The sequence below is a fragment of the Streptomyces sp. NPDC001068 genome (genome assembly GCF_042897315.1).
GTDB lineage: Bacteria > Actinomycetota > Actinomycetes > Streptomycetales > Streptomycetaceae > Streptomyces.
The window spans coordinates 282757-304027 of record NZ_JBIAYD010000008.1; the positions used below are offsets into that span (position 1 = coordinate 282757).

At 70.8% G+C, this 21271-nt stretch carries 16 protein-coding genes, 1 pseudogene and 1 riboswitch; of the genes and pseudogenes, 7 read left to right on the forward strand and 10 right to left on the reverse strand.

From position 1 onward, the window contains the following. Positions 1–40 precede the first annotated feature (40 nt). Positions 41–218: riboswitch (TPP riboswitch) on the forward strand. From thiC to ACFY3I_RS23820, 3 genes and pseudogenes are all read left to right on the forward strand, one after another. After that, the gene (thiC, locus tag ACFY3I_RS23810) at positions 211–2031 is read left to right on the forward strand and encodes a phosphomethylpyrimidine synthase ThiC (RefSeq protein WP_390862490.1); all 1821 of its coding nucleotides are present in this window, start codon (positions 211–213) and stop codon (positions 2029–2031) included. It overlaps the preceding riboswitch by 8 nt. Positions 2032–2165: 134 nt before the next feature. Continuing rightward, on the forward strand, positions 2166–2693 hold the full coding sequence (locus tag ACFY3I_RS23815; RefSeq protein WP_390862492.1) for a hypothetical protein: 528 nt from the start codon (positions 2166–2168) through the stop codon (positions 2691–2693). 24 nt (positions 2694–2717) lie between these two features. After that, positions 2718–2813, forward strand: a pseudogene (locus ACFY3I_RS23820) (thiamine biosynthesis protein ThiC); the annotation flags it as partial. 39 nt (positions 2814–2852) lie between these two features. Here ACFY3I_RS23820 and ACFY3I_RS23825 read toward each other — a convergent pair. The 3 genes from ACFY3I_RS23825 to ACFY3I_RS23835 form a co-directional block, all read right to left on the reverse strand. After that, positions 2853–3722 (reverse strand): hypothetical protein, encoded by an 870-nt coding sequence (locus ACFY3I_RS23825; protein WP_390862494.1) that lies wholly within the window; start codon positions 3720–3722, stop codon positions 2853–2855. A 180-nt stretch (positions 3723–3902) separates the two neighbouring features. After that, positions 3903–4991 carry a metallophosphoesterase gene (locus ACFY3I_RS23830; protein WP_390862496.1) on the reverse strand — a complete coding sequence of 363 codons (1089 nt, stop codon included), beginning with the start codon at positions 4989–4991 and terminating at the stop codon, positions 3903–3905. 402 nt (positions 4992–5393) lie between these two features. Further along, positions 5394–6506, reverse strand: coding sequence for a LacI family DNA-binding transcriptional regulator (locus ACFY3I_RS23835; RefSeq protein ID WP_365285757.1), 1113 nt, complete (start codon positions 6504–6506; stop codon positions 5394–5396). 437 nt (positions 6507–6943) lie between these two features. On the opposite strand from ACFY3I_RS23835, the gene hisC reads away from it, so the two are divergent. The 4 genes from hisC (at position 6944) to cydD (ending at position 14435) form a co-directional block, all read left to right on the forward strand. Beyond that, positions 6944–8023, forward strand: a complete 1080-nt coding sequence (gene hisC, locus ACFY3I_RS23840) for a histidinol-phosphate transaminase (RefSeq protein WP_390862498.1) — start codon at positions 6944–6946, stop codon at positions 8021–8023. A 315-nt stretch (positions 8024–8338) separates the two neighbouring features. Next, entirely contained in the window at positions 8339–9847 is a 1509-nt protein-coding gene (locus ACFY3I_RS23845) for a cytochrome ubiquinol oxidase subunit I (RefSeq protein WP_390862500.1), read from the forward strand. 18 nt (positions 9848–9865) lie between these two features. Beyond that, positions 9866–10873, forward strand: coding sequence for a cytochrome d ubiquinol oxidase subunit II (cydB, locus tag ACFY3I_RS23850; protein WP_390862502.1), 1008 nt, complete (start codon positions 9866–9868; stop codon positions 10871–10873). A 22-nt stretch (positions 10874–10895) separates the two neighbouring features. Next, a complete protein-coding gene (gene cydD, locus ACFY3I_RS23855) occupies positions 10896–14435 on the forward strand; it encodes a thiol reductant ABC exporter subunit CydD (RefSeq protein WP_390862504.1) in 3540 nt (1179 codons plus the stop codon). A 40-nt stretch (positions 14436–14475) separates the two neighbouring features. On the opposite strand, the gene ACFY3I_RS23860 is transcribed toward cydD, so the two are convergent. The 7 genes from ACFY3I_RS23860 to ACFY3I_RS23890 form a co-directional block, all read right to left on the reverse strand. Beyond that, positions 14476–15363, reverse strand: a complete 888-nt coding sequence (locus ACFY3I_RS23860) for an HAD-IIB family hydrolase (RefSeq protein WP_390862506.1) — start codon at positions 15361–15363, stop codon at positions 14476–14478. A 110-nt stretch (positions 15364–15473) separates the two neighbouring features. Further along, positions 15474–16376 (reverse strand): LLM class flavin-dependent oxidoreductase, encoded by a 903-nt coding sequence (locus ACFY3I_RS23865; RefSeq protein ID WP_390862508.1) that lies wholly within the window; start codon positions 16374–16376, stop codon positions 15474–15476. 42 nt (positions 16377–16418) lie between these two features. Continuing rightward, positions 16419–16883: a hypothetical protein gene (locus tag ACFY3I_RS23870; RefSeq protein ID WP_390862510.1), complete on the reverse strand. Its 465-nt coding sequence runs from the start codon at positions 16881–16883 to the stop codon at positions 16419–16421. Between the two features lie 19 nt (positions 16884–16902). Further along, complete coding sequence (locus tag ACFY3I_RS23875) at positions 16903–17472, reverse strand: RNA 2'-phosphotransferase (protein ID WP_390862715.1); 570 nt, start codon at positions 17470–17472, stop codon at positions 16903–16905. A gap of 175 nt (positions 17473–17647) precedes the next feature. Continuing rightward, a complete protein-coding gene (locus ACFY3I_RS23880; protein WP_390862512.1) occupies positions 17648–18598 on the reverse strand; it encodes a MerR family transcriptional regulator in 951 nt (316 codons plus the stop codon). Next, a complete protein-coding gene (locus ACFY3I_RS23885) occupies positions 18595–20355 on the reverse strand; it encodes an SDR family oxidoreductase (protein WP_390862513.1) in 1761 nt (586 codons plus the stop codon). The genes ACFY3I_RS23880 and ACFY3I_RS23885 overlap by 4 nt, the downstream gene beginning before the upstream one ends. Further along, positions 20352–21203, reverse strand: coding sequence for a M24 family metallopeptidase (locus ACFY3I_RS23890; RefSeq protein WP_390862515.1), 852 nt, complete (start codon positions 21201–21203; stop codon positions 20352–20354). The genes ACFY3I_RS23885 and ACFY3I_RS23890 overlap by 4 nt, the downstream gene beginning before the upstream one ends. Between the last annotated feature and the right edge of the window lie 68 nt (positions 21204–21271).

The following is a 21271-nucleotide window of genomic DNA, read 5'->3' on the forward strand; positions in this document are numbered from 1 at the left end:
TCTGTTCACCGCGCCCGAATTGACGCTAGCGTGGAGGCACCTTTGCACACGCGGGAGCTCGGAGCACCGGGCTGAGAGGGCGCTGACCTCCGTATTCGCGATGTTTCACGTGGAACGAGTGACGTTTCACAAGGAACGCCGCCAGACGGAAGCCGCTGCGTCGACCGCCGAACCTGTTACCGGGTAATGCCGGCGTAGGGAGTAGGTCTCATGACCAACAAGGACGTACGCACGCCTGCCTTCAGCCAGGACGAACAGCCCATTGCGGGCGAAACATCCACGGGGGCCGGGAAGTCCATCGGCTGGCACAAGGGGTATGTCGAGGGCTCGCGCCCCGATCTCCGGGTGCCGGTCCGTCAGGTGCACCTCACCAACGGGCAGTCGGTCACGCTCTACGACACCTCCGGCCCGTACACCGATCCCCTCGTCGAGACCGACGTGCGCCGGGGGCTGCCGCCTCTGCGGGAGAACTGGATCATCACCCGTGGGGACACCGCGGAGTACGCGGGCCGTCCCGCCCGTCCGGAGGACGACGGGATCAAGCACACCTCACCGCGTGGTGGGCTGCGCAACCTGGACGCGGTCTTCCCGGGCCGCCCCCGCCTGCCGCGTCGCGGCCGGGAGGGCGAGGCGGTGACACAACTGGCGTACGCCCGCCGGGGTGAGGTCACCCCGGAGATGGAGTACGTGGCCATCCGGGAGAACGTCTCCCCCGAGGTGGTCCGTGAGGAGATCGCGGCGGGACGGGCCGTGCTGCCGGCCAACGTCAACCACCCCGAGATCGAGCCGATGATCATCGGCAAGCGGTTCCTGGTGAAGGTCAACGCGAACATCGGCAACTCCGCGGTGACCTCCTCGATCGAGGAGGAGGTGGAGAAGATGACCTGGGCGACCCGCTGGGGCGCCGACACGGTCATGGACCTCTCCACCGGGCGGAACATCCACACCACCCGCGAGTGGGTGCTGCGCAACTCCCCCGTTCCCATCGGCACGGTGCCGCTCTACCAGGCACTGGAGAAGGTCGACGGCAGGGCCGAGGAGCTGACCTGGGAGATCTACAAGGACACGGTGATCGAACAGGCCGAGCAGGGCGTGGACTACATGACCGTCCACGCGGGTGTGCGGCTGCCGTACGTGCCGCTCACCGCCAACCGCAAGACAGGCATCGTCTCGCGTGGCGGCTCGATCATGGCGGCCTGGTGCCTCGCGCACCACAAGGAGTCGTTCCTGTACGAGAACTTCGAGGAACTCTGCGAGATCCTCGCCGCCTACGACGTCACGTACTCGCTGGGCGACGGCCTGCGCCCCGGCTCCATCGCGGACGCCAACGACGAGGCGCAGTTCGCGGAGTTGCGCACGCTCGGGGAACTCAACCGGATCGCGAAGCGTTTCCACGTACAGACGATGATCGAGGGCCCGGGCCATGTCCCGATGCACAAGATCAAGGAGAACATCGACCTTCAGCAGGAGATCTGCGATGAAGCTCCGTTCTATACGCTCGGCCCGCTGACCACGGACGTCGCGCCGGCGTACGACCACATCACCTCCGGCATCGGTGCCGCGATGATCGCCTGGTGGGGCACGGCGATGCTGTGCTACGTCACCCCCAAGGAGCACCTGGGCCTGCCCAACCGGGACGACGTCAAGACCGGCGTCATCACCTACAAGATCGCCGCCCATGCGGCCGACCTCGCCAAGGGGCACCCGGGCGCGCAGGAATGGGACGACGCGCTGTCCGACGCGCGCTTCGAGTTCAGGTGGGAGGACCAGTTCAACCTCGCCCTGGACCCCGACACGGCCCGCGAGTTCCACGACGAGACCCTTCCGGCGGAGCCGGCGAAGACCGCCCACTTCTGCTCGATGTGCGGACCGAAGTTCTGCTCGATGAAGATTAGCCAAAGCATCACAGAGCAGTTCGGCGGTAAGGCGGCTGAGGGGGCGTCACCGGAGGAGGTCGCGGAGGGGATGCTCCAGAAGTCGAAGGAGTTCGCAGCTACCGGGAACAGGGTGTATCTGCCGATCGCCGACTGACTCACACGAGTGCAAGCGCCGTCCCGGAGAAGGCCAGGCTCCGAGGGGCGGCGCTCCGTCGCGAAGCTTGATCCAGAAGCCGCCGTAGGCTGACTGCCTGACGGTGGATCGGTAGGAGCAGGTGGGCCGCGGGCATGGGCATATGGGATGTGAAGCCCGACGAGGAGCGGTTGCGGTGGGCGCTGGAACCGTTCGTGTCCGTTGGACCTTTGAGGTTCGGGATGGATCCCACCGAAGTGGCCGCTGTGCTTGACCAGGAGGCGGCGGACTTCTCGAGGAGCATTCCGTGGGGTGACACCGTGACGCGCAAGGAGAGCTTCACCGATGTGGGCCTGACGGTCTACTACGCGGATGAGAACCGCTTGGCCGGCGCAACGGCGGACGCGCGTCTCGGGCCTCAGGTCTTGGCCGACGGCACGGCGCTGGTCGGCCGTGTGCCGTCGGAGCTGGAGCAGTGGATCACTGATCGAGCCGAGGTCAGGGAGCCCTACTCCGAACTCTTCTACCTGCCTGGGGCCGATCCCGGCTCGCAGACGCTCGGTCTTGTGGTCTGCGTGCAGCGGGTCGCAGACGTTGTCCTGACCCGGCCGGTCTTCCTGGCGTCTGAATGGATCGATGACGTCTACCACCGTCTCCCGTCCTCGGAGTGGGCGACTTTTTGAAGCCGACTGTCCGGCACTCCTGGATCCCAGGACATCCGTCGTGAGCACGGTGGAGGTCGAGGGGAGGTCGAGGAGGGCATGGCGCAGGAGTCCGGGGAGTTCGCGGGCGGCGGGGACCGGGCGTCCGGCCTGCGCCCCCGGCCGGGGGCGCAGGCCGGGCTATTCCGGCTGGTGTTCCGGGCCACCGAAGTCCGGGCTGGTGTAGTCCGGGCTGGTGAAGCTCGGCCGGGCGGCGGGGGCGGTGCCGTCGTCGGTGCTGAAACCGGGCCGGTCGTAGCCCAGACGCGGCATCCGGTTCCCCGGATCCGGGGGGGCCGTACGGCGCGGTTCGACCGTGCTGGGTTCGGTGGCCAGCGCTTCCCGGAGGAAGGGCAGGATGCCGCGTTCCAGCAGGGTGTCCCGCCACGCGTCCCGGGCCTTGGCCACCTCCCCACCGGGTTCGCCGTAGGCTCCGGCCTCCAGTGAGGGGCTGTTGCGCAGGGCGGTGAGCAGCAGCCCCGCGCCGGCCATGATGATCGCGGCCGCGGTCAGCACGCCGAAGACCCAGCCGGCCGTCAGCATGGTCTGGGCGAACGCCGGGGCCGGATCCAGCATCTTCAGGACGTAGCCGACGAGCAGGAAGATCGCGGCGGCGGTGCCGGCCAGCACCGGCGCCAGGACCAGGGCGAGGGCGAAGCCGCCGGCGCCCGTGGTCTCGGCGGCCTCGCCGAGAGTGGTGGCGAGCCCCGTCGCACCGCCCGTGGCCGACTCCGCGGAGCCGGACTCCTGAACGGGGGGCGGGGTGGACCGCGCGGGGTTGCGCAGTTCCTCGCGGACCTTCACATAGTGCTGGTACTCGGTCGCCGCGGCCGCCGTTATCAGTGCGGTGGCGTTGAGCGCCATGGTGCGCAGCTGTTCGGTGTTCAGACGCCGGCCGCCACCGGCCAGTTCGGGACGGTAAGGGGCGGAGCGCAGCGCCTCATCGAGGATCCGCTCGTATTCCTGGCGGTCCTCGCTGTGCAGGTGCTGCGGAACGCTGTTCATGTGCATCCCCCGATGCTCCGTAGGGCTTGTGGCTCGCACGCCGGCGAACCGTCGGGCAGAAACGGAGGGGAGCCTGCTACGGATAAACCGATGGTAGAGCCGTCAAGGCACGCGGTGACAGGGGGTTGCCGGAAATTGGGGGTGGCCCGCGTGTGACATCGGGGTACAGAATTACGCGCCGAACGCTCAGACGTCGAGCGGAAGTTGCCTGACCAGGAGCTTTCCGGCCATGGTCACTCCGCCGTCCATGGCGATGGCCAGCCCGTCCGCGTAGACGTGCGGTCCTTCCACCACCGGACCGGCGTTCTCCTCGCCGTCCTCGGAGCCGACCTCCCCCAGCAGATAGGGAATCGGGCTGTGTCCGTGAACGATGCGGGTGCCGCCGTACGTATCGAGAAGGGAACGGACGGCGTCTGCACCCCCTTCGTCGCGGAAGGAGAACCGCTTGGTGAACTTACGGAACACGTCCCAGACCTCCTCCGCGTCGTTGCGGGTGATGGTCTCGCGGACGTTGTCGTTGACCGCCTCGATGGAGTCGCCGTAGTCGAGGTAGGCGGTGGTGTCCGAGTGGACCAGCAGGTAGCCGTCGACCTCCTCGACCGCGTCCAGGCGGGCCATCCACTGGAGGTGGTGGTCCTGGAGCCGGTCCATGTCGGTCTTCTGGCCGCCGTTGAGCAGCCAGGCCGCCTGGAAGGTGGCGGTGCCCGCGCCGGAGTTGACGGGGGTGTCGCCGAACCGTTTCGCGCCGAGCAGCAGCAGCTCGTGGTTGCCCATGAGGGCCTTGCAGTAGCCACCGGCCGCGGCCGCCTCGGCGGACAGCCGCATCACCAGGTCGATGACGCCGATGCCGTCGGGGCCCCGGTCGGTGAAGTCGCCGAGGAACCAGAGCCGGGCGGTGCCCGCGCACCACTGCCCGTCCGCGTCGATCAGACCCTGCTCGCGCAGCGCGTCGACCAGTTCGTCGAGGTAGCCGTGCACGTCCCCGACGACGTACAGCGGGCCGGGACCGGCGTCCGTCCGGGCGGCCGGTTCGGCGGCCGGCTCGACCGGCAGCCGGAGCGTGTCGCCGCTGTTGATGACGGGCAGGTCGCGCTGGGTGGGCGTGTACCCCTCGGGATAGCCGTCGGGGTACGGCTCGTCGAGCGCCGGGACGACGTCGCCGGGGTGGGTGCTCTCGGCGTACGGACCGGTCTCGTTGACGTACGCGGGCACCCGGAAGTCGCGCACCGTCGCCGTCCGTTCCGCCTCGGGTCCCTGACCGGCCCCCTGAGTCATCAGACCCCTCCACCATCGCGCCGCATCTGCACCGCTTCGGACTGCCTGGTCGCAGCGGCCCGCGGTGTCGTGGGCCCATCATAGGAATGCCCGTCGCGCCGTGTGATGACCCAGGGGTGGTGAATCGGAGCAGGACTCCACTTCAGCGCGGCTTTCGCCCCGGTTGGGCAGGGCTTCGACCATCGGCCGCGCACCTGCCGGCCGCCTTCCGCCGACGCGCGGCAGGCGCGTCGGCGGCCCCGCTGCGGGTGCCGACCCGCGGGGCGGCCGCACGCGGCTTCGCGGCGCGGGTGCCGAGGAGCCGTGCCGCGGCGCGGGCGCCGAGGTGGCGTGCCGGGGTGTGGGTGCGGAAGGGCCGCGCGGGGGTGCGGGGCGTCCGTCCGCGGGTACGGGCCGTTCGTGCTACTCCTCCTCCGGTGCCCGTGGCGGGCTGACCGTGGTGCGCGGCGGGCGTCGCTGGGAAGAGGTACGCACGATCAGTTCGGTCGGTATCACCTGCTCGACCGGCTGGTCCGATTCGACCCCCTCGATCGCGTCGATGAGCAGCTGGACCACCGCGGTCCCGATGCGGCGCGGCTTCAGGGAGAGCGTGGTGATGGGCGGTTCGGTGCTGGCGTACACGGTCGACTCGCTGCAGCACACCAGCAGCAGGTCTTCGGGGACGCGCAGCCCGTAGCGGCGGGCGGCGGCCAGCAGGTCGGTGCCGTTGGGGTCGAAGAGGCCGTAGACGGCGTCCGGGCGGTCCGGTCGGGCCAGCAGCCGGTCGGCGGCGACGGCACCCGCGCAGGGATCGTGCGCCGGGTAGGCCTCGTACACCGGGTCCTGGCCGACCCGCTCGCACCAGCGCAGGTAGGCGGTGGTGGACAGGTGGGTGTACGTGTCCGTCGTGGTGCCCGTGAGCAGGCCGATCCGGCGGGCGCCCGCGTCGGCGAGATGGTCGAGGATGCCGAGTACGGCCGCCTCGTGGTCGTTGTCCACCCAGGCGGTGACGGGGAGCGCCCCGGCCGGCCGGCCGTCGGAGACCACCGGCAGCCCCTGCCGGACCAGCTCGCTGACCACCGGGTCCTGGTCGGAGGGGTCGATCACGACCGTGCCGTCCAACGCGACGTTGGACCAGACGTCGTGGCGTGAGGTCGCGGGCAGGATCACCAGGGCGTAGCCGCGGGCGAGCGCGGCGGAGGTGGCGGCCCGGGCCATCTCGGCGAAGTACGCGAACTCGGTGAAGGTGAAAGGTTCATCCCCGTACGTCGTCACGGTCAGGCCGATGAGTCCCGACTTGCCGGTACGGAGGGTGCGGGCGGCGGCCGAGGGGCGGTACCCCAGTCGGTCGGCGACCTCGCGGACGTGGCGTCGGGTGGCATCCGGAAGCCGGCCCTTGCCGTTCAGGGCGTCGGAGACGGTCGTGATGGAGACTCCGGCGGCGGCGGCCACGTCTCTGATGCCCGCCCGGCCCGGCCGGCTGCCTCGCCGAGTGGTTTCCGCGCGGCTCACCTGGTGCTTCCCTGCTGCTGTCATGGCGAGCCGATAGTAGGGCTCATGCGGTGGGGTAGTGCGGACGCATATGCACGCGTTGACAGGCACGTTTCTGCAAGGTCAAAGGGGGTCAACTACCTTAGAAAGAAAGTCAGTTGAATGATCCAATGGTGAGACGTGACTTGTCGGCACGCATGGGCCTGCCAAGTTCCCGATGTCTCGAAGAGGTCTCAACTCACCTTCACGGGTGATGCGCGCCAGGGCGCGAGCCACCGGCGCGTAGATATATGTAGGGCGCGCCCCCGAAAAATGCGCCTTCGTGTGGTGATGCCCGTGATGCCGGTGGGACGGATGAGGTCAGGTCCACGCCTACCGGGTCGCTCCGCTCCTGTACGCAGCGGAGCCGAATCCTCATAAGGTGAGCAGTATTGGATGCCGGCGGTGCGGACGGTCCGCCGGTGGTCGCGAGGAGGACTGCGGTGAGCGAGACGAGCCCCAAGCTGCGCGCCGAGCTGGAGGGTATCCCCACCTACAAGCCGGGCAAGCCCGCCGCGGCCGACGGACCGGTCGCCTACAAGCTCTCCTCCAACGAGAATCCGTATCCTCCGCTGCCCGGAGTGATGGAGTCGGTGACCGCTGCGGCCGCCGCCTTCAACCGCTACCCGGACATGGCGTGCACGGCGCTGATGAACGAGCTGTCGGACCGCTTCGGTGTCCCGCTCGGCCACCTGGCCACCGGCACCGGCTCGGTCGGCGTCGCCCAGCAACTGATCCAGGCGACCAGCGGTCCCGGCGACGAGGTCATGTACGCCTGGCGGTCCTTCGAGGCGTACCCGATCATCACGCAGATCAGCGGCGCCCGCTCGGTCCAGGTGCCGCTCACCGCGGGGGAGGTGCACGACCTGGACGCGATGGCGGACGCCATCACCGACCGGACGCGCCTGATCTTCGTCTGCAACCCGAACAACCCGACCGGCACGGTGGTGAAGCGGGCCGAGCTGGAGCGTTTCCTGGACCGGGTTCCGGGTGACGTGCTGGTGGTCCTCGACGAGGCCTACCGGGAGTTCATCCGCGACCCCGAGGTGCCCGACGGTGTCGAGATCTACCGCGATCGGCCGAACGTCTGCGTCCTGCGGACCTTCTCCAAGGCCTACGGGCTCGCCGGCCTGCGCGTCGGCTTCGCGATCGCCCATGAGCCGGTGGCGGCGGCGCTGCGCAAGACGGCGGTGCCGTTCGGCGTGAGCCAGCTGGCCCAGGAGGCGGCGATCGCCTCGCTGCGTGCCGAGGACGAACTGCTCGGCCGGGTCGGCTCGCTGGTCTGCGAGCGGCAGCGCGTGATGGGTTCCCTCCGTGCCCAGGGCTGGACGGTGCCCGAGACCCAGGCGAACTTCGTGTGGCTGCGGCTGGGGGAGCGTACGACGGCTTTCGCGCGGCTCTGCGAGGAGCACGGCACGGTCATCCGTCCGTTCGCGGGCGAGGGGGTCCGGGTGACGATCGGGGAGACCGAGGCGAACGACATCTTCCTGAAGGCCGCGGAGAACTTCCGCAAGGAGCTCTAGCCGCAAGGAGCCCGGCCCGTAGGCCGTGGGGAGTTCCCGCGGAGGGGAGCTTCCGGGCTCCGGTGGCCGAACAGTCGCACCCGTACGGGGCCGTCCATGGGGCGGCCCCGTTTGCGTGGGGTTTCACGTGAAACCGGGGGCCGCCGCGGCGACGTGACGCAGAAGACACGACCCCCCTGGATCCTTTGAAAATCGTTACGTCATAATGGCTTGTGAATGTGAATGCATTCACAAGCTCGTCCTCTTTGGTATGTGATGTGCAGGACAAAGAGGACAAAAGCCGCTGTAACCCGGCGACGTAAGGAGACTGACGACGTGTACCTGGCCCTGGCGCCGGAGACGCTGGCGCGTTGGCAGTTCGGCATCACCACCGTCTACCACTTCCTGTTCGTCCCGCTGACGATCTCCCTGGCCGCCCTGACGGCCGGCCTGCAGACCGCCTGGGTGCGCACGGAGAAGGAGAAGTACCTCAGGGCCACCAAGTTCTGGGGCAAGCTCTTCCTGATCAACATCGCGATGGGCGTGGTCACCGGCATCGTGCAGGAGTTCCAGTTCGGTATGAACTGGTCGGACTACTCGCGGTTCGTCGGGGACATCTTCGGTGCCCCGCTCGCCTTCGAGGCACTGATCGCGTTCTTCTTCGAGTCCACCTTCATCGGGCTGTGGATCTTCGGCTGGGACAAGCTGCCCAAGAAGATCCACCTGGCCTGCATATGGATGGTCTCCATCGGCACCGTCCTGTCCGCCTACTTCATCCTCGCGGCCAACTCGTGGATGCAGCACCCCGTCGGCTACAAGATCGACAAGGTGAAGGGGCGCGCCGAACTGACCGACTTCTGGGCCGTCCTGACCCAGAACACCGCGCTGGCCCAGGCCTTCCACACGCTGGCCGCGTCCTTCCTGACCGGCGGCGCGTTCATGGTCGGCATCGCCGCCTTCCACCTGTTCCGCAAGAAGCACATCACCGTGATGAAGACCTCGCTGCGACTGGGCCTGGTCACCGTGGTCATCGCCGGCCTGCTCACCGCGATCAGCGGCGACACCCTCGGCAAGGTCATGTTCAAGCAGCAGCCGATGAAGATGGCCGCAGCGGAGGCGCTGTGGGACGGCCAGCACTCGGCACCGTTCTCGGTCTTCGCCTACGGCGACGTCAGCAAGGGCCACAACAGCGTCGAGTTCTCGGTCCCCGGCGTGCTGTCGTTCCTCGCCGACGACAACTTCAACTCGTACGTCCCCGGCATCAACGACACCAACAAGGCGGAGCAGCAGAAGTACGGCCCCGGCGACTACCGTCCGATCATCCCCGTCACCTTCTGGGCGTTCCGCTGGATGATCGGCTTCGGCATGGCCTCCTTCGCCATCGGCCTGGCCGGACTCTGGCTGACCCGGCGGAAGTTCATGCTGCCGCAGCACCTGCGGGTCGGTGAGGACGAGGTGCCGCACCTGGTCCTCTTCAGGAACAAGGCCCTCAGCCCGAAGCTCGGCAGGCTGTACTGGCTGGTGGCGATCTGGACGCTGGGCTTCCCGCTGATCGCCAACTCCTGGGGCTGGATCTTCACCGAGATGGGCCGCCAGCCCTGGGTCGTCTACGGCGTCCTGCAGACGCGTGACGCCGTCTCCCCCGGTGTCTCCCAGACCGAGATCCTCATCTCGCTGATCACCTTCACGGCGCTGTACGCCGTCCTCGCCGTCATCGAGGTCAAGCTGCTGGTGAAGTACATCAAGGCCGGCCCGCCCGAACTCACCGACGACGACCTCAATCCGCCCACGAAGATCGGTGGCGAGGCGCGGGACGCCGACAAGCCGATGGCCTTCTCGTACTAGGCCCAGGGAGACGCAGTCATGGAACTTCACGACGTCTGGTTCGTCCTGATCGCCGTCCTGTGGACCGGCTACTTCTTCCTCGAGGGCTTCGACTTCGGGGTCGGCATCCTCACCAAGCTGCTCGCTCGGGACCGGCCGGAGAAGCGGGTGCTGATCAACACGATCGGCCCGGTCTGGGACGGCAACGAGGTGTGGCTGCTCACCGCGGGCGGCGCGACCTTCGCGGCCTTCCCCGAGTGGTACGCCACGCTCTTCTCCGGGTTCTACCTGCCCCTGCTGGTCATCCTGGTCTGCCTGATCGTCCGGGGTGTCGCCTTCGAGTACCGGGCGAAGCGACCCGAGGAGAACTGGCAGCGCAACTGGGAGACCGCGATCTTCTGGACCTCGCTGATCCCGGCGTTCCTGTGGGGCGTGGCCTTCGGGAACATCGTGCGGGGAGTGAAGATCGACCGGCACTTCGACTACGTCGGCAATGTCGGGGACCTGCTCAACCCGTACGCCCTGCTGGGCGGACTCGTGACGCTGACCCTGTTCACCTTCCACGGTGCGGTGTTCACCGCGCTCAAGACCGTCGGTGACATCCGGGTACGGGCTCGGAAGCTGGCGGCCAGGGTCGGGCTGGTCGCGGCCGTGCTGGCGCTGGTCTTCCTGCTGTGGACCCAGGCCGACAGCGGGGACGGCAAGAGCCTGGTGGCCCTGGTGGTGGCGGTCGTCGCGCTGGTCGCCGCCCTGGTGGCCAACCTGCGGGGCCGTGAGGGATGGGCGTTCGCCCTGTCCGGCGTCACCATCGTGGCCGCCGTGGCGATGCTCTTCCTGTCGCTCTTCCCGAACGTCATGCCCTCGTCGCTCGACCCGGACTGGAACCTCACGGTCTCCAACGCCTCGTCGAGCCCCTACACCCTCAAGATCATGACGTGGCTGGCGGCGGTCGCCACCCCGCTCGTCATGCTCTACCAGGGGTGGACGTACTGGGTGTTCCGCAAGCGGATCGGCACCCAGCACATCGCGGCCGAAGCCGCGCACTGAGTCACGGGGAGGGGTGTTTCACGTGAAACCAATCGATCCACGTCTGCTGCGCCACGCCCGGTCCACCCGTCTCTTCCTGGTCGCGGTCATCGGCCTCGGCACGGTCGGGGCCGGGCTGGTCATCGCCCAGGCGATGCTCATCGCCGACGTGGTGGTCGGCGCCTTCCGGCACGGCGACCCGGTGTCCGAACTCCGCACCCCTCTCCTGCTCCTGGTGGCCGTCGCCCTCGGCCGGGCGCTGGTCTCCTGGCTCACCGAACTCGCCGCGCACCGTGCGAGCGCGTCGGTCAAGTCCGAGCTGCGCGGGCGCCTTCTCGACCGGGCGGTGGCGCTCGGTCCCGGCTGGCTCAGCGGTCAGCGGACCGGATCGCTGGTCACCCTCGCCACGCGTGGTGTCGACGCCCTGGACGACTACTTCTCCCGCTACCTGCCCCAGTTGGGGCTCGCGGTGGTCGTTCCGGTCGCGGTGCTGGCCCGGATCGTCACCGAGGACTGGGTGTCCGCGGCGATCATCGTCGGCACTCTGCCTCTCATCCCGCTGTTCATGGTGCTGATCGGCTGGGCCACCCAGTCGCGCATGGACCGCCAGTGGCGGCTGCTGTCCCGGCTGTCCGGCCACTTCCTGGACGTGGTCACCGGGCTGCCCACGCTGAAGGTGTTCGGCAGGGCCAAGGCGCAGGCCGATTCCATCCGCCGGATCACCGGCGAGTACCGGCAGGCGACCATGCGGACCCTGCGGATCGCCTTTCTCTCGTCCTTCGCGCTGGAACTGCTGGCCACGCTGTCGGTGGCACTGGTCGCGGTCACCATCGGCATGCGGCTGGTCCACGGCGACATGGACCTGTACACCGGGCTGGTCATCCTGGTGCTGGCGCCGGAGGCGTACCTCCCGCTGCGCCAGGTGGGCGCCCAGTACCACGCGGCGGCGGAGGGGCTCGCGGCGGCGGAGGAGATCTTCGCGGTGCTGGAGACACCGGTGCCCGCGTCCGGTACGGGCGAGGTCCCTTCCGAGGCCTCCCTCGCCTTCGACGCGGTGACGGTCCGCTACCCGGGCCGCTCGGCGGACGCGGTGACCGGAGTGTCGTTCACCGTGGAGCCCGGCGAGACCGTGGCACTGGTCGGCCCCAGCGGGGTCGGCAAGTCGACGCTGGTGAACGTGGTACTGGGGTTCGTGAGGCCGACGGCCGGCCGGGTACGGATCGGCGGGGTGGAGCTCGGCGAGGTGGACCTCGCGGCATGGCGGTCGCGGATCGCGTGGGTGCCGCAGCGGCCGCGTCTGTACGCCGGGACGGTCGCGGAGAACGTACGGCTCGCGCGTCCCGAGGCCGACGACGAGGCGGTGCGGCGGGCGTTGCGGGACGCGGGGGCCCTGGAGTTCGTGGACGCGTTGCCGCAGGGCGCCGGGACCGTGCTGGGCGAGGACGGGGCAGGACTGTCCGCCGGACAGCGGCAACGGCTGGCTCTGGCACGGGCGTTCCTGGCGGACCGGCCGGTGCTGCTGCTGGACGAGCCGACGGCCGCGTTGGACGGAGCGACCGAGGCGGAGGTCGTGGCGGCGGTACGACGACTGGCCGCCGGGCGGACGGTGCTGCTGGTGGTGCACCGGCCGGCGCTGCTCGCGGCGGCGGACCGGGTGGTGCGGCTCTCCGGCGGCGAGGCCGCCACGGGGCTCCGTCCCCCGGAGCACCGTCCCCTTCACTCACCGGCCACCCCTCCCGGCCGGTGGGAAGGCGCAGCGATCGACCAGCCCGTTCCTTCGGCGGCCGGTCCGACGGGTCCGGCCGTGCCGGGACGGGACGCGGTGAGGCGGGTGCGGGCGGACTCCGGGCCCCGCCGGGGACGGCTGCTGCTGGCTCTGCTGCTCGGCGCGCTCGCGCTCGGCAGCGCCGTGGGACTGATGGCGACCTCCGGGTGGCTGATCTCGCGGGCCTCGCAGCAGCCGCCGGTGCTCTACCTGATGGTTGCCGTGACGGCCACTCGCGCCTTCGGGATCGGGCGGGCCGTGTTCCGGTACGGAGAGCGGCTGGTCTCGCACGACGCCGTCCTGCGCATGCTGGCCGACACCCGGGTCGCCGTGTACCGGCGCCTCGAACGGCTGGCACCGGCCGGCCTCCGGGCGGCCAGGCGCGGGGATCTGCTCAGCCGGCTGGTGGCCGACGTGGACACCCTCCAGGACTACTGGCTGCGCTGGCTGCTGCCCGCCGGGGCGGCGGTGGCCGTGTCCGCCGGGGCCGTGGGATTCACCGCCTGGCTGCTGCCCGAGGCGGGAGGAGTGCTGGCCGTGGGGCTGGTGGCGGCCGGCGTCGGAGTCCCGCTGGTGACCTCCGCCGTGGCCCGGCGGGCCGAGCGGCGGCTGGCACCCGCCCGCGGCCGGCTCGCGACCCGGGTCACGGACCTGCTCACCGGCACGGCCGAACTGGCCGTCGCCGGGGCGCTGCCCGCCCGCACCGGCGAGGCCCGGCAGGCCGACGGCACGCTCACCCGGATCGCCTCCCGGGCCGCCACGGCCACCGCGCTCGGCGACGGCCTGACCGCGCTGCTGACCGGCCTGACCGTCGCGGCCACAGCGCTGGTGGGTGCCCAGGCGGTCGACGACGGCCGGCTGAGCGGGGTGACGATGGCGGTCGTCGTGCTCACTCCACTGGCCGCCTTCGAGGCCGTGCTCGGGCTTCCGCTCGCCGTGCGGCACCGGCAGCGGGTACGCAGGAGCGCCGAGCGCGTCTACGAGGTACTCGACGCGCCGGCGCCGGTGCGGGAACCCGAACGGCCGCTGCAGGCGCCCGCCGCGCCGTTCCCCGTCGTGTTGAAGGGGCTGACCGCCCGTCACGAGGGCCGGCACCGGGACGCGCTCGCGGGGATCGACCTCACCCTCCAAGAGGGGCACCGGATCGCCGTGGTCGGCCCCTCCGGCTCCGGAAAGACGACTCTCGCCCAGGTCCTGCTGCGTTTCCTCGACCCGGTCGCGGGCTCCTACACGCTCGCCGGAGTGGACGCGCACGCCGTGGACGGTGACGACGTGCGTCGGCTCGTCGGGCTGTGCGCCCAGGACGCGCACCTCTTCGACAGCTCCGTGCGCGAGAACCTGCTGCTCGCCCGCAGGGACGCCGCCGAGGAGGACCTGCGGGACGCGCTGGGCCGGGCCCGGCTGCTGGAGTGGGTGGACGCGCTGCCCGACGGGCTGGACACCCTCGTCGGCGAGCACGGGGCCCGGTTGTCCGGCGGACAGCGGCAGCGGCTGGCGCTCGCCCGGGCGCTGCTTGCCGACTTCCCGGTGCTGGTCCTCGACGAGCCCGCGGAGCATCTCGACCTGCCCGCGGCGGACGCGCTCACCGCGGATCTGCTGGCCGCCACCGAGGGCCGTACGACCGTGCTCATCACCCACCGGCTGGCGGGCCTGGCGGCCGTGGACGAGGTGGTCGTGCTCGACCAGGGCCGGGTGGTGCAGCGCGGGCCGTACGCGGAGCTGGCCGCCGTGGCCGGTCCGCTGCGGACGATGGCGGAACGGGAGGCGGCGACGGAATCGCCGGCCAGGTCGGAGGAAGACCTGGTGGGAGCGGTCTAGAGCCCGGCGGGGCGCGGCGGGGCGGGGCGCGACGGCCGTGTCAGCCGCGTGCGGCCAGCAGCCGTTCGATCACGACCGCGACCCCGTCCTCGTTGTTGGCGACCGTGCGGCCGGAGGCGGCGGCGATCACGTCCGGGTGGGCGTTGCCCATCGCGTACGACCGTCCGGCCCAGGTCAGCATCTCGACGTCGTTGGGCATGTCCCCGAAGGCCACGACCTCCTCGCGCGAGATGCCCCGCTCGGCGCACTCCAGGGCCAGCATGCTGGCCTTGGAGACTCCCGGGCCGCTGATCTCCAGCAGTGCGCTGGGGCTGGACCGGGTGACGGTGGCGCGGTCGCCGACGGCCAGGCGGGCGAGGGTGAGGAAGGCGTCGGGATCCATGTCGGGGTGGTAGGCGAGGATCTTGAGCACCGGCTCGCCGGAGCCCGGACCGTCGGCCGCGAGGATCCTCTCGGCGGGCAGCAGCCGGTCCGGCGTCTCCAGGTGCAGCTTGGGGTAGGCGGGCTCCTGGTGGAAACCGTACGTCTGTTCGACCGCGTACACCGTGCCGGGCGCGGCGTCGCGCAGCAGGCGTACCGCGTCCAGCGCGTTCTCCCTGGCCAGTTCGCGTACCTTCACGAAGCGGTGGGCGCCGGGGCCGCCGTGCAGGTCGACCACGGCGGCGCCGTTGCCGCAGATCGCCAGGCCGTGGCCGTGCACGTGGTCGCTGACCACGTCCATCCAGCGGGCCGGGCGGCCGGTGACGAAGAAGACCGCGATGCCCGCCTCCTCGGCGGCGGCCAGCGCGGCGACCGTCCTCGGCGAGACCGACTTGTCGTCGCGCAGCAGGGTGCCGTCGAGATCGGTGGCGATCAGCCGGGGCGGCGTCGCGAGGGCGGAGGTCTCGGGCTGTCTGGTCGCTGAGGTCACCGGGTCATTCTCGCGCATATGCCCGCACGCCAGTGCGGTGCTGCGCACAGATGAGACACAGATGACTTCCGAGGCTCCGGCCGACCGGCCCCGAAGCCCCCGGCGGCCCGTTCCGTGCCCGTGCGGCCTCAGCCCAGCTGGGCCGGGGCCTCCGTGGCGATCTGCTCGAAGACCTTCTCGTCGGCGGCGAAGTCCGAGTCCGGGATGGGCCAGTGGATCACCAGTTCGGTGAAGCCCAGCTCCTGGTGGCGTCCGGCGAAGTCGACGAAGGCGTCCAGGGACGCCAGCGGCCGGGTCCGGTCCGGGGTGAAGCCGGTGAGCAGGATCCTGTCCACCGCCGACACGTCCCGGCCGACGGCCGCGCAGGCCTCGCCGAGCTTCGCCGTCTGCGTGCGCAGCGCCTCGACGGACTGCTCGGGCGTGCCGTTCTCGTACAGCTTCGGGTCGCCGGTGGTCACCCACGCCTGTCCGTGCCGCGCGGCCAGCTTCAGCCCGCGCGGTCCGGTGGCCGCGACCGCGAAGGGCAGCCGGGGCCGCTGGACGCAGCCCGGGATGTCGCGCGCTTCGTGGGCCGAGTAGAACTCGCCCTCGTGCGTCACGGAGTCCTCGGTGAGCAGCCGGTCGAGCAGCGGCACGAACTCGGCGAACCGGTCGGCACGCTCGCGCGCGGTCCACGGTTCCTGGCCCAGCGCGGTGGCGTCGAAGCCGGTGCCGCCGGCGCCGATGCCGAGCGTCACCCGGCCGCCGGAGACGTCGTCGAGGGAGATCAGTTCCTTGGCGAGCGTCACCGGGTGCCGGAAGTTCGGCGAGGTGACGAGCGTGCCCAGCCGCAGCCGGTCGGTGACGCACGCGGCGGCGGTCAGCGTCGGAATCGCACCGAACCACGGGCCGTCCCGGAAACTGCGCCAGGACAGGTGGTCGTAGGTGTAGGCGGTGTGGAAGCCCAGTTCCTCGGCCCGCGTCCAGGTGGTGCGGCCGCCCTCGTTCCAGCGGCGGTGGGGCAGGATCACGGTGCTCAGGCGCAGACTCATGCGCTCGAGACTAAAGGGCGTCCGAGACGGCGGGCGAAACGGTCACCGTATGCGCCCGCTCAGCCACGGCGTGAGGAAGCGCGCGGCGAGGTACTCCGTGTACGTGCGGTCCCCGGGCAGCGGTACGACCAGCCACGCCATCGGTGGGAAGCGGCGGGAGCGGACCTGGGCCAGTCCGCCGAAGACGGAGCGCAGGAACGCGGGGACGTCGTCGCGCGGCAGGTCGTGGAACTCGACGCCCTCCACCGTGATCAGGGCGTCGTCGTCCGGGTAGAGCCGCACGCTCACCCGCGGCAGCCCGCCGAACTCGGCGTACGCCTCGTGCGGCAGCGAGCCGTCCGGGTCCGCGGTGACGCCGAATCCCGCAGCGCTGCGCCGGGAGGTCTGGTCGGCGCCGATGTCGTGGGTCACCTCGATCTCGCGGCCGTACTCGACGGCGATCGCGTGCAGGGCGGTCACGGCCGCTTCGGTCGTGGGGAGGTGGTGCTCGCGGTCGCTCCGGTCCATACCGGCCATCATGCCGGGGTCAGTGCGGGTCGGGGAAGCGCAGGTAGCGCGGTGGTACGTGCCGGGTGAGCCACACCCCGTTCGCGCTGAGGTGGAACACATGGCCGGCCCGGTGCATCGCGCCCGCGTCCACCGAGAGCACGACCGGGCGTCCGCGCCGCGCGCCGACCCGGGTGGCGGTCTCGCGGTCGGCCGACAGGTGCACGTCGTGCCTGCTCATCGGGAGGAGACCCACGGCCCGGATCGCGTCCAGGCTCCGGGCGACGGTCCCGTGGTAGAGGTACGGCGGCGGGGTCGCCGGGGGCGGGCCGAGTTCGACCTCGACGCTGTGGCCCTGGCTGGCGCGGATGCGGGCGCCCTCGATCGCGAAGCGCTGCTTGTCGTTGGCGGCGACGACGTGGTCGAGTTCCTCGCGGGTGACCGGGAAGCCGTGTGCCGCGGCGGCGGCGAGCAGCGTGTCGACGTCCACCCAGCCGGCCTCGTCGAGGGTGAGGCCGATGCGTTCGGGCTGGTGGCGCAGGTGCTTCGAGAGGTACTTCGACACCTTCACGGTGCGCCGTTCGTCGCGCTCCCTGTCATTCTGTCCTATGTTCGGATCGTTGTTCTTTTTGTCGGGCCGTCTCCGGCTCTTCTCGTCGTTCACTCCACCAGAGTGCCGGGGGAGACGTGGATCACGCAGTTCTTTTTCGCCGGAGGTTTGATCCACAACCAAGTGTGGTTATCCACAGGGGATTTGGCGATGCTGTGGACAACGACCGGGCGATTCAGGGTGTTTGGTCAAGATCGTTTACAGGCAGGGGATCTGCGGCGAGTGCGTCCAAATGCCGTGCCCGTACCTCCCGTTCGGCGGCCAGCGTGATGAACTCGGCGACGTGGTCGGCGCCAACAAGGCCGCGCACGGCCCCGATCGTGCCGACGGGGAGGGACACGGTACGTGTCTCCTCCCGGGGCTCGGTCCGCTCCCCCGCGCCAAGTCGCCTGCGCACCTCGCGGGTCGCGAACAGGCGCATGGCCCGCGCCAGTTCCGCGTCCACGGTGTGCTGGGCGAGCGGACGCAGCCGTCGTACCAGCGAGGCCGCCTCGGCCGCCTGCGCGTCCGTGCGGTGGCCCGGATCGTCGAGGTAGCGGGCGAAGACGTACTCGGCGGTGAACTCCAGGAAACGGGCGGCTATGTGCTCGACCTGGACTCTCAACTCCCGCAGGTGGTCGGAGATCGCGGTGAGCGGCACCCCGGCCGCGTGCAACTCGGCTGCCACGGCGAGCTCTTGCGGGCTCGGGACGAGGAAGGAGCCGGGCTCGTCCGCCACCGGTTCCAGGATGCCGAGGGCCACCGCCTCGGCCACGGCCGTGTCGTCGGGGACGCCGCCGAAGCGGGCGTCCAGGTCGGCGCGGGTCACCCGGGCCGGTTCCTCGTCGCTCCACGGCCCCTCGGCCTCGGTGACGAGACCCAGGACGCCGGCCAGGCCGCGGCCGGTGTCCCAGGCGTCGAGGAGCTCCTTGATGGAGGCGAGGGTGTAGCCGCGGGCGAGGAGGTCGGCGATCTGGTGGAGGCGGGTGAGGTGGGCGTCGCCGTAGACGTTGGCCCGGCCCCGGCGCTCCGGGCGGGGGAGCAGGCCCTTGTCCTGGTAGGCGCGGACGGTGCGGACGGTGGTGCGGGACAGGTGGGCCAGGTCCTCGATGCGGTAGGTCGTCCGGGGCGGCGGATCGGCCGTCACAGCCGTGGCTCCACCCGCGCGATCCTGCGCAGCACCCCCGGCGCCACCCGCGACAGCAACCGTGCTCCCCGCGCCTCCGGGGTCACCGGCACCACGGCCCGGTTGTGCTCCACCGCCTCCAGGATGGCCGAAGCCACCTTCTCCGGCGGGTAGTTCCGCATCCCGTACAGCCGGGCCGAGCGCTGCTGCCTGCGTTGCTGCTCCGCCTCGTCGACCCCGGTGAAGCGGGCGGTCGACGTGATGTTCGTGTTGACGATGCCGGGGCAGATAGCGGTCACGCCGACCCGGCGGCCCGCGAGTTCGGCGCGCAGGCACTCGGACAGCATCAGGACCGCCGCCTTGGAGGTGCTGTACGCCGGCAGCGCCCGCGACGGCTGGAAGGCGGCCGCCGAGGCCACGTTCACGATGTGGCCGCCCTGTCCGCGTTCGGCCATCCGCGCCCCGAACAGGCGGCAGCCGTGGATCACACCCCAGAGATTGACGTCCAGGACCTTGCGCCAGTCCTCCGTGGTCGTCGTGAGGAACGAGCCGGACAGGCCGATGCCCGCGTTGTTGACCAGCACGTCCAGGATCCCGTGGGTGCGGTGGACCCGCTCGGCGAGCTTCTCCATGGCCTGTTCGTCGGAGACGTCGGCCGTCTCGGCCCAGGCGTCCGCCGCTCCGATCAGCCGGCACAGCTCCGTGGTGCGGGTCGCGGACTCCGTGTCCCGGTCCACGGCGACCACCCGCGCCCCCGCCTCCGCGAACGCGAACGCCGTGGCCCGGCCGATGCCGCTGCCCGCGCCGGTGACCAGGACCAACTGGCCGCCGAACCGCTGGGCATGGCGGTCCGCCCGCCTGGGCTCGGCGCCCCTGCCGTCCTCGACGGAGATCACGAACTCCTCGATCCAGGCCGCCATCTGGTCCGGCCGGGTGCGCGGGACCCAGTGCTTGTCGGGCAGGGTGCGGCGGGTCAACTGAGGTGCCCAGCGCTCCAGGTCGTCGTAGAGGCGCTCGGAGAGGAACGCGTCGCCCAGGGGCGTGATGAGCTGCACGGGCGCGTGCGCGTAGGCGTCCTCGCGCGGGCGGCGCAGCCGGGGCCGGACGTTGTCGCGGTACAGCCAGGCGCCGTGCGCCGCGTCGGAGCGCAGCGATCCGGTCGGGTAGTTGCCGGCCGGAAGCCCCTCGGCCCGCCGGAGGATGCCCGGCCAGGCCCTGCCGAGCGGGCCGCGCCAGGCCAGTTCGGGCAGGGCGGGGGTGTGCAGCAGGTACACGTACCAGGACTTGGCGCCCTGGCCGAGGAGCTGGCCCACCCGGCGAGGCGTCGGGCGTTTCACGCGCGCGTCGATCCAGTGTCCGAAGTGGTCGAGGGAGGGCCCGGACATCGAGGTGAAGGAGGCGATCCGGCCCTCGGTGCGCCCTACGGTGACGAACTCCCAGGACTGCACCGAGCCCCAGTCGTGGCCGACCAGGTGCACCGGGCGGTCCGGGCTGACCGCGTCGATCACCGCGAGGAAGTCGTCGGTCAGCTTGGCCAGCGTGAAGCCGCCGCGCAGCGGTTGCGGCGCGGTGGAGCGGCCGTGGCCCCGGACGTCGTACAGCACGACGTGGAAGCGCTCGGCGAGGCGGTACGCGACCTCGGACCAGACCTCCTTGGAGTCCGGGTAGCCGTGGACGAGGACGACCGTCGGCTGTGCCGGATCGCCCAGTTCCGCCACGCACAGCTCGATGCCGCCGGTGTGCACCCGCCGCTCGCGCGCGCCCTTCAGTTCCGTCACTTGTCCTCCGCCCAGCGCCGCACGTGCGGCAGATCGTCGTCCAGCCAGAAGGCGCTCTGCTCGGGGTCCCGGGAGTCGGTGACCACGAGGATCTCCTCGAACTTCGCGCCGGTGCCCCGGAAACCGAGGTGCGGTTCGACCGCCCACAGGCCCGGCCGGGGCGGATGGTCGGAGAAGCGGTACGGCGACCACAGCGGTGACCAGCCCTCGCGGTGGCCGTGCAGGGCGTCGGCGGCGAGCCCCTTCAGGGACTGGGTGCCGAACCCGAACAGGTGCGGTGACCAGCGGCGCTCTCTCACCCGGTCCACCTTGTGGGCGATCACGCCGAAGGGGTACGCGCGATGCCGGTTGGCGTAGCCCTGGCGGACCATGAGGCGGTCCACGTCCGCGTAGATCTCGCGCAGCGGGCGCCGCTCGCGCACCTCGCGCAGGATCAGCTCCCGGTGCGCCTCGAGGTCGGCCATCAGCCGGTCCTGCACCGGGTTGACGCCGAGCGACCCGGAGTAGCCGATGTCGGCGGTGCTGCCCTCGTACACCGGGGCCATGTCGAGGATGAACGGCATCCCCGGCTCCAGGCGGCGGTCGGTCGGGAAGAACTGCAGCGGTACACGGAAGCCGGTGAACGCGGTGCGGTCGCCGAACCAGGCGAAGGGCAGGTGGAACCAGTCCCGCACGCCGCGGGCGCGCAGCCATTCGCGCTGCATCCGGGCCGCCTCGCGCTCGGTGATCCCGGGCTCCAGCCGGGCCGCGACCGCCTCCGCGCATTCGTACGCGAGCCGCTGCACGCGCCGGAAACCCTCGAGCTCCGCGGTTCGTTCGGAGAGTACGTCCTGCACTGTCGTCGTCATCCGCCCCGTCCCCGTCGACTGCGGTACGCGTCCGTAACTTGACACTGGTGAATGTGACAGTTGTTAGA

Bases quoted from the DNA above. Each gene is read 5' to 3' on its own strand.
- thiC (WP_390862490.1), top strand. From the start codon at position 211: ATGACCAACAAGGACGTACGCACGCCTGCCTTCAGCCAGGACGAACAG.
- ACFY3I_RS23815 (WP_390862492.1), top strand. From the start codon at position 2,166: ATGGGCATATGGGATGTGAAGCCCGACGAGGAGCGGTTGCGGTGGGCG.
- ACFY3I_RS23825 (WP_390862494.1), bottom strand. From the start codon at position 3,722: ATGCACATGAACAGCGTTCCGCAGCACCTGCACAGCGAGGACCGCCAG.
- ACFY3I_RS23830 (WP_390862496.1), bottom strand. From the start codon at position 4,991: ATGACTCAGGGGGCCGGTCAGGGACCCGAGGCGGAACGGACGGCGACG.
- ACFY3I_RS23835 (WP_365285757.1), bottom strand. From the start codon at position 6,506: ATGACAGCAGCAGGGAAGCACCAGGTGAGCCGCGCGGAAACCACTCGG.
- cydB (WP_390862502.1), top strand. From the start codon at position 9,866: ATGGAACTTCACGACGTCTGGTTCGTCCTGATCGCCGTCCTGTGGACC.
- ACFY3I_RS23860 (WP_390862506.1), bottom strand. From the start codon at position 15,363: ATGCGCGAGAATGACCCGGTGACCTCAGCGACCAGACAGCCCGAGACC.
- ACFY3I_RS23865 (WP_390862508.1), bottom strand. From the start codon at position 16,376: ATGAGTCTGCGCCTGAGCACCGTGATCCTGCCCCACCGCCGCTGGAAC.
- ACFY3I_RS23870 (WP_390862510.1), bottom strand. From the start codon at position 16,883: ATGGACCGGAGCGACCGCGAGCACCACCTCCCCACGACCGAAGCGGCC.
- ACFY3I_RS23890 (WP_390862515.1), bottom strand. From the start codon at position 21,203: ATGACGACGACAGTGCAGGACGTACTCTCCGAACGAACCGCGGAGCTC.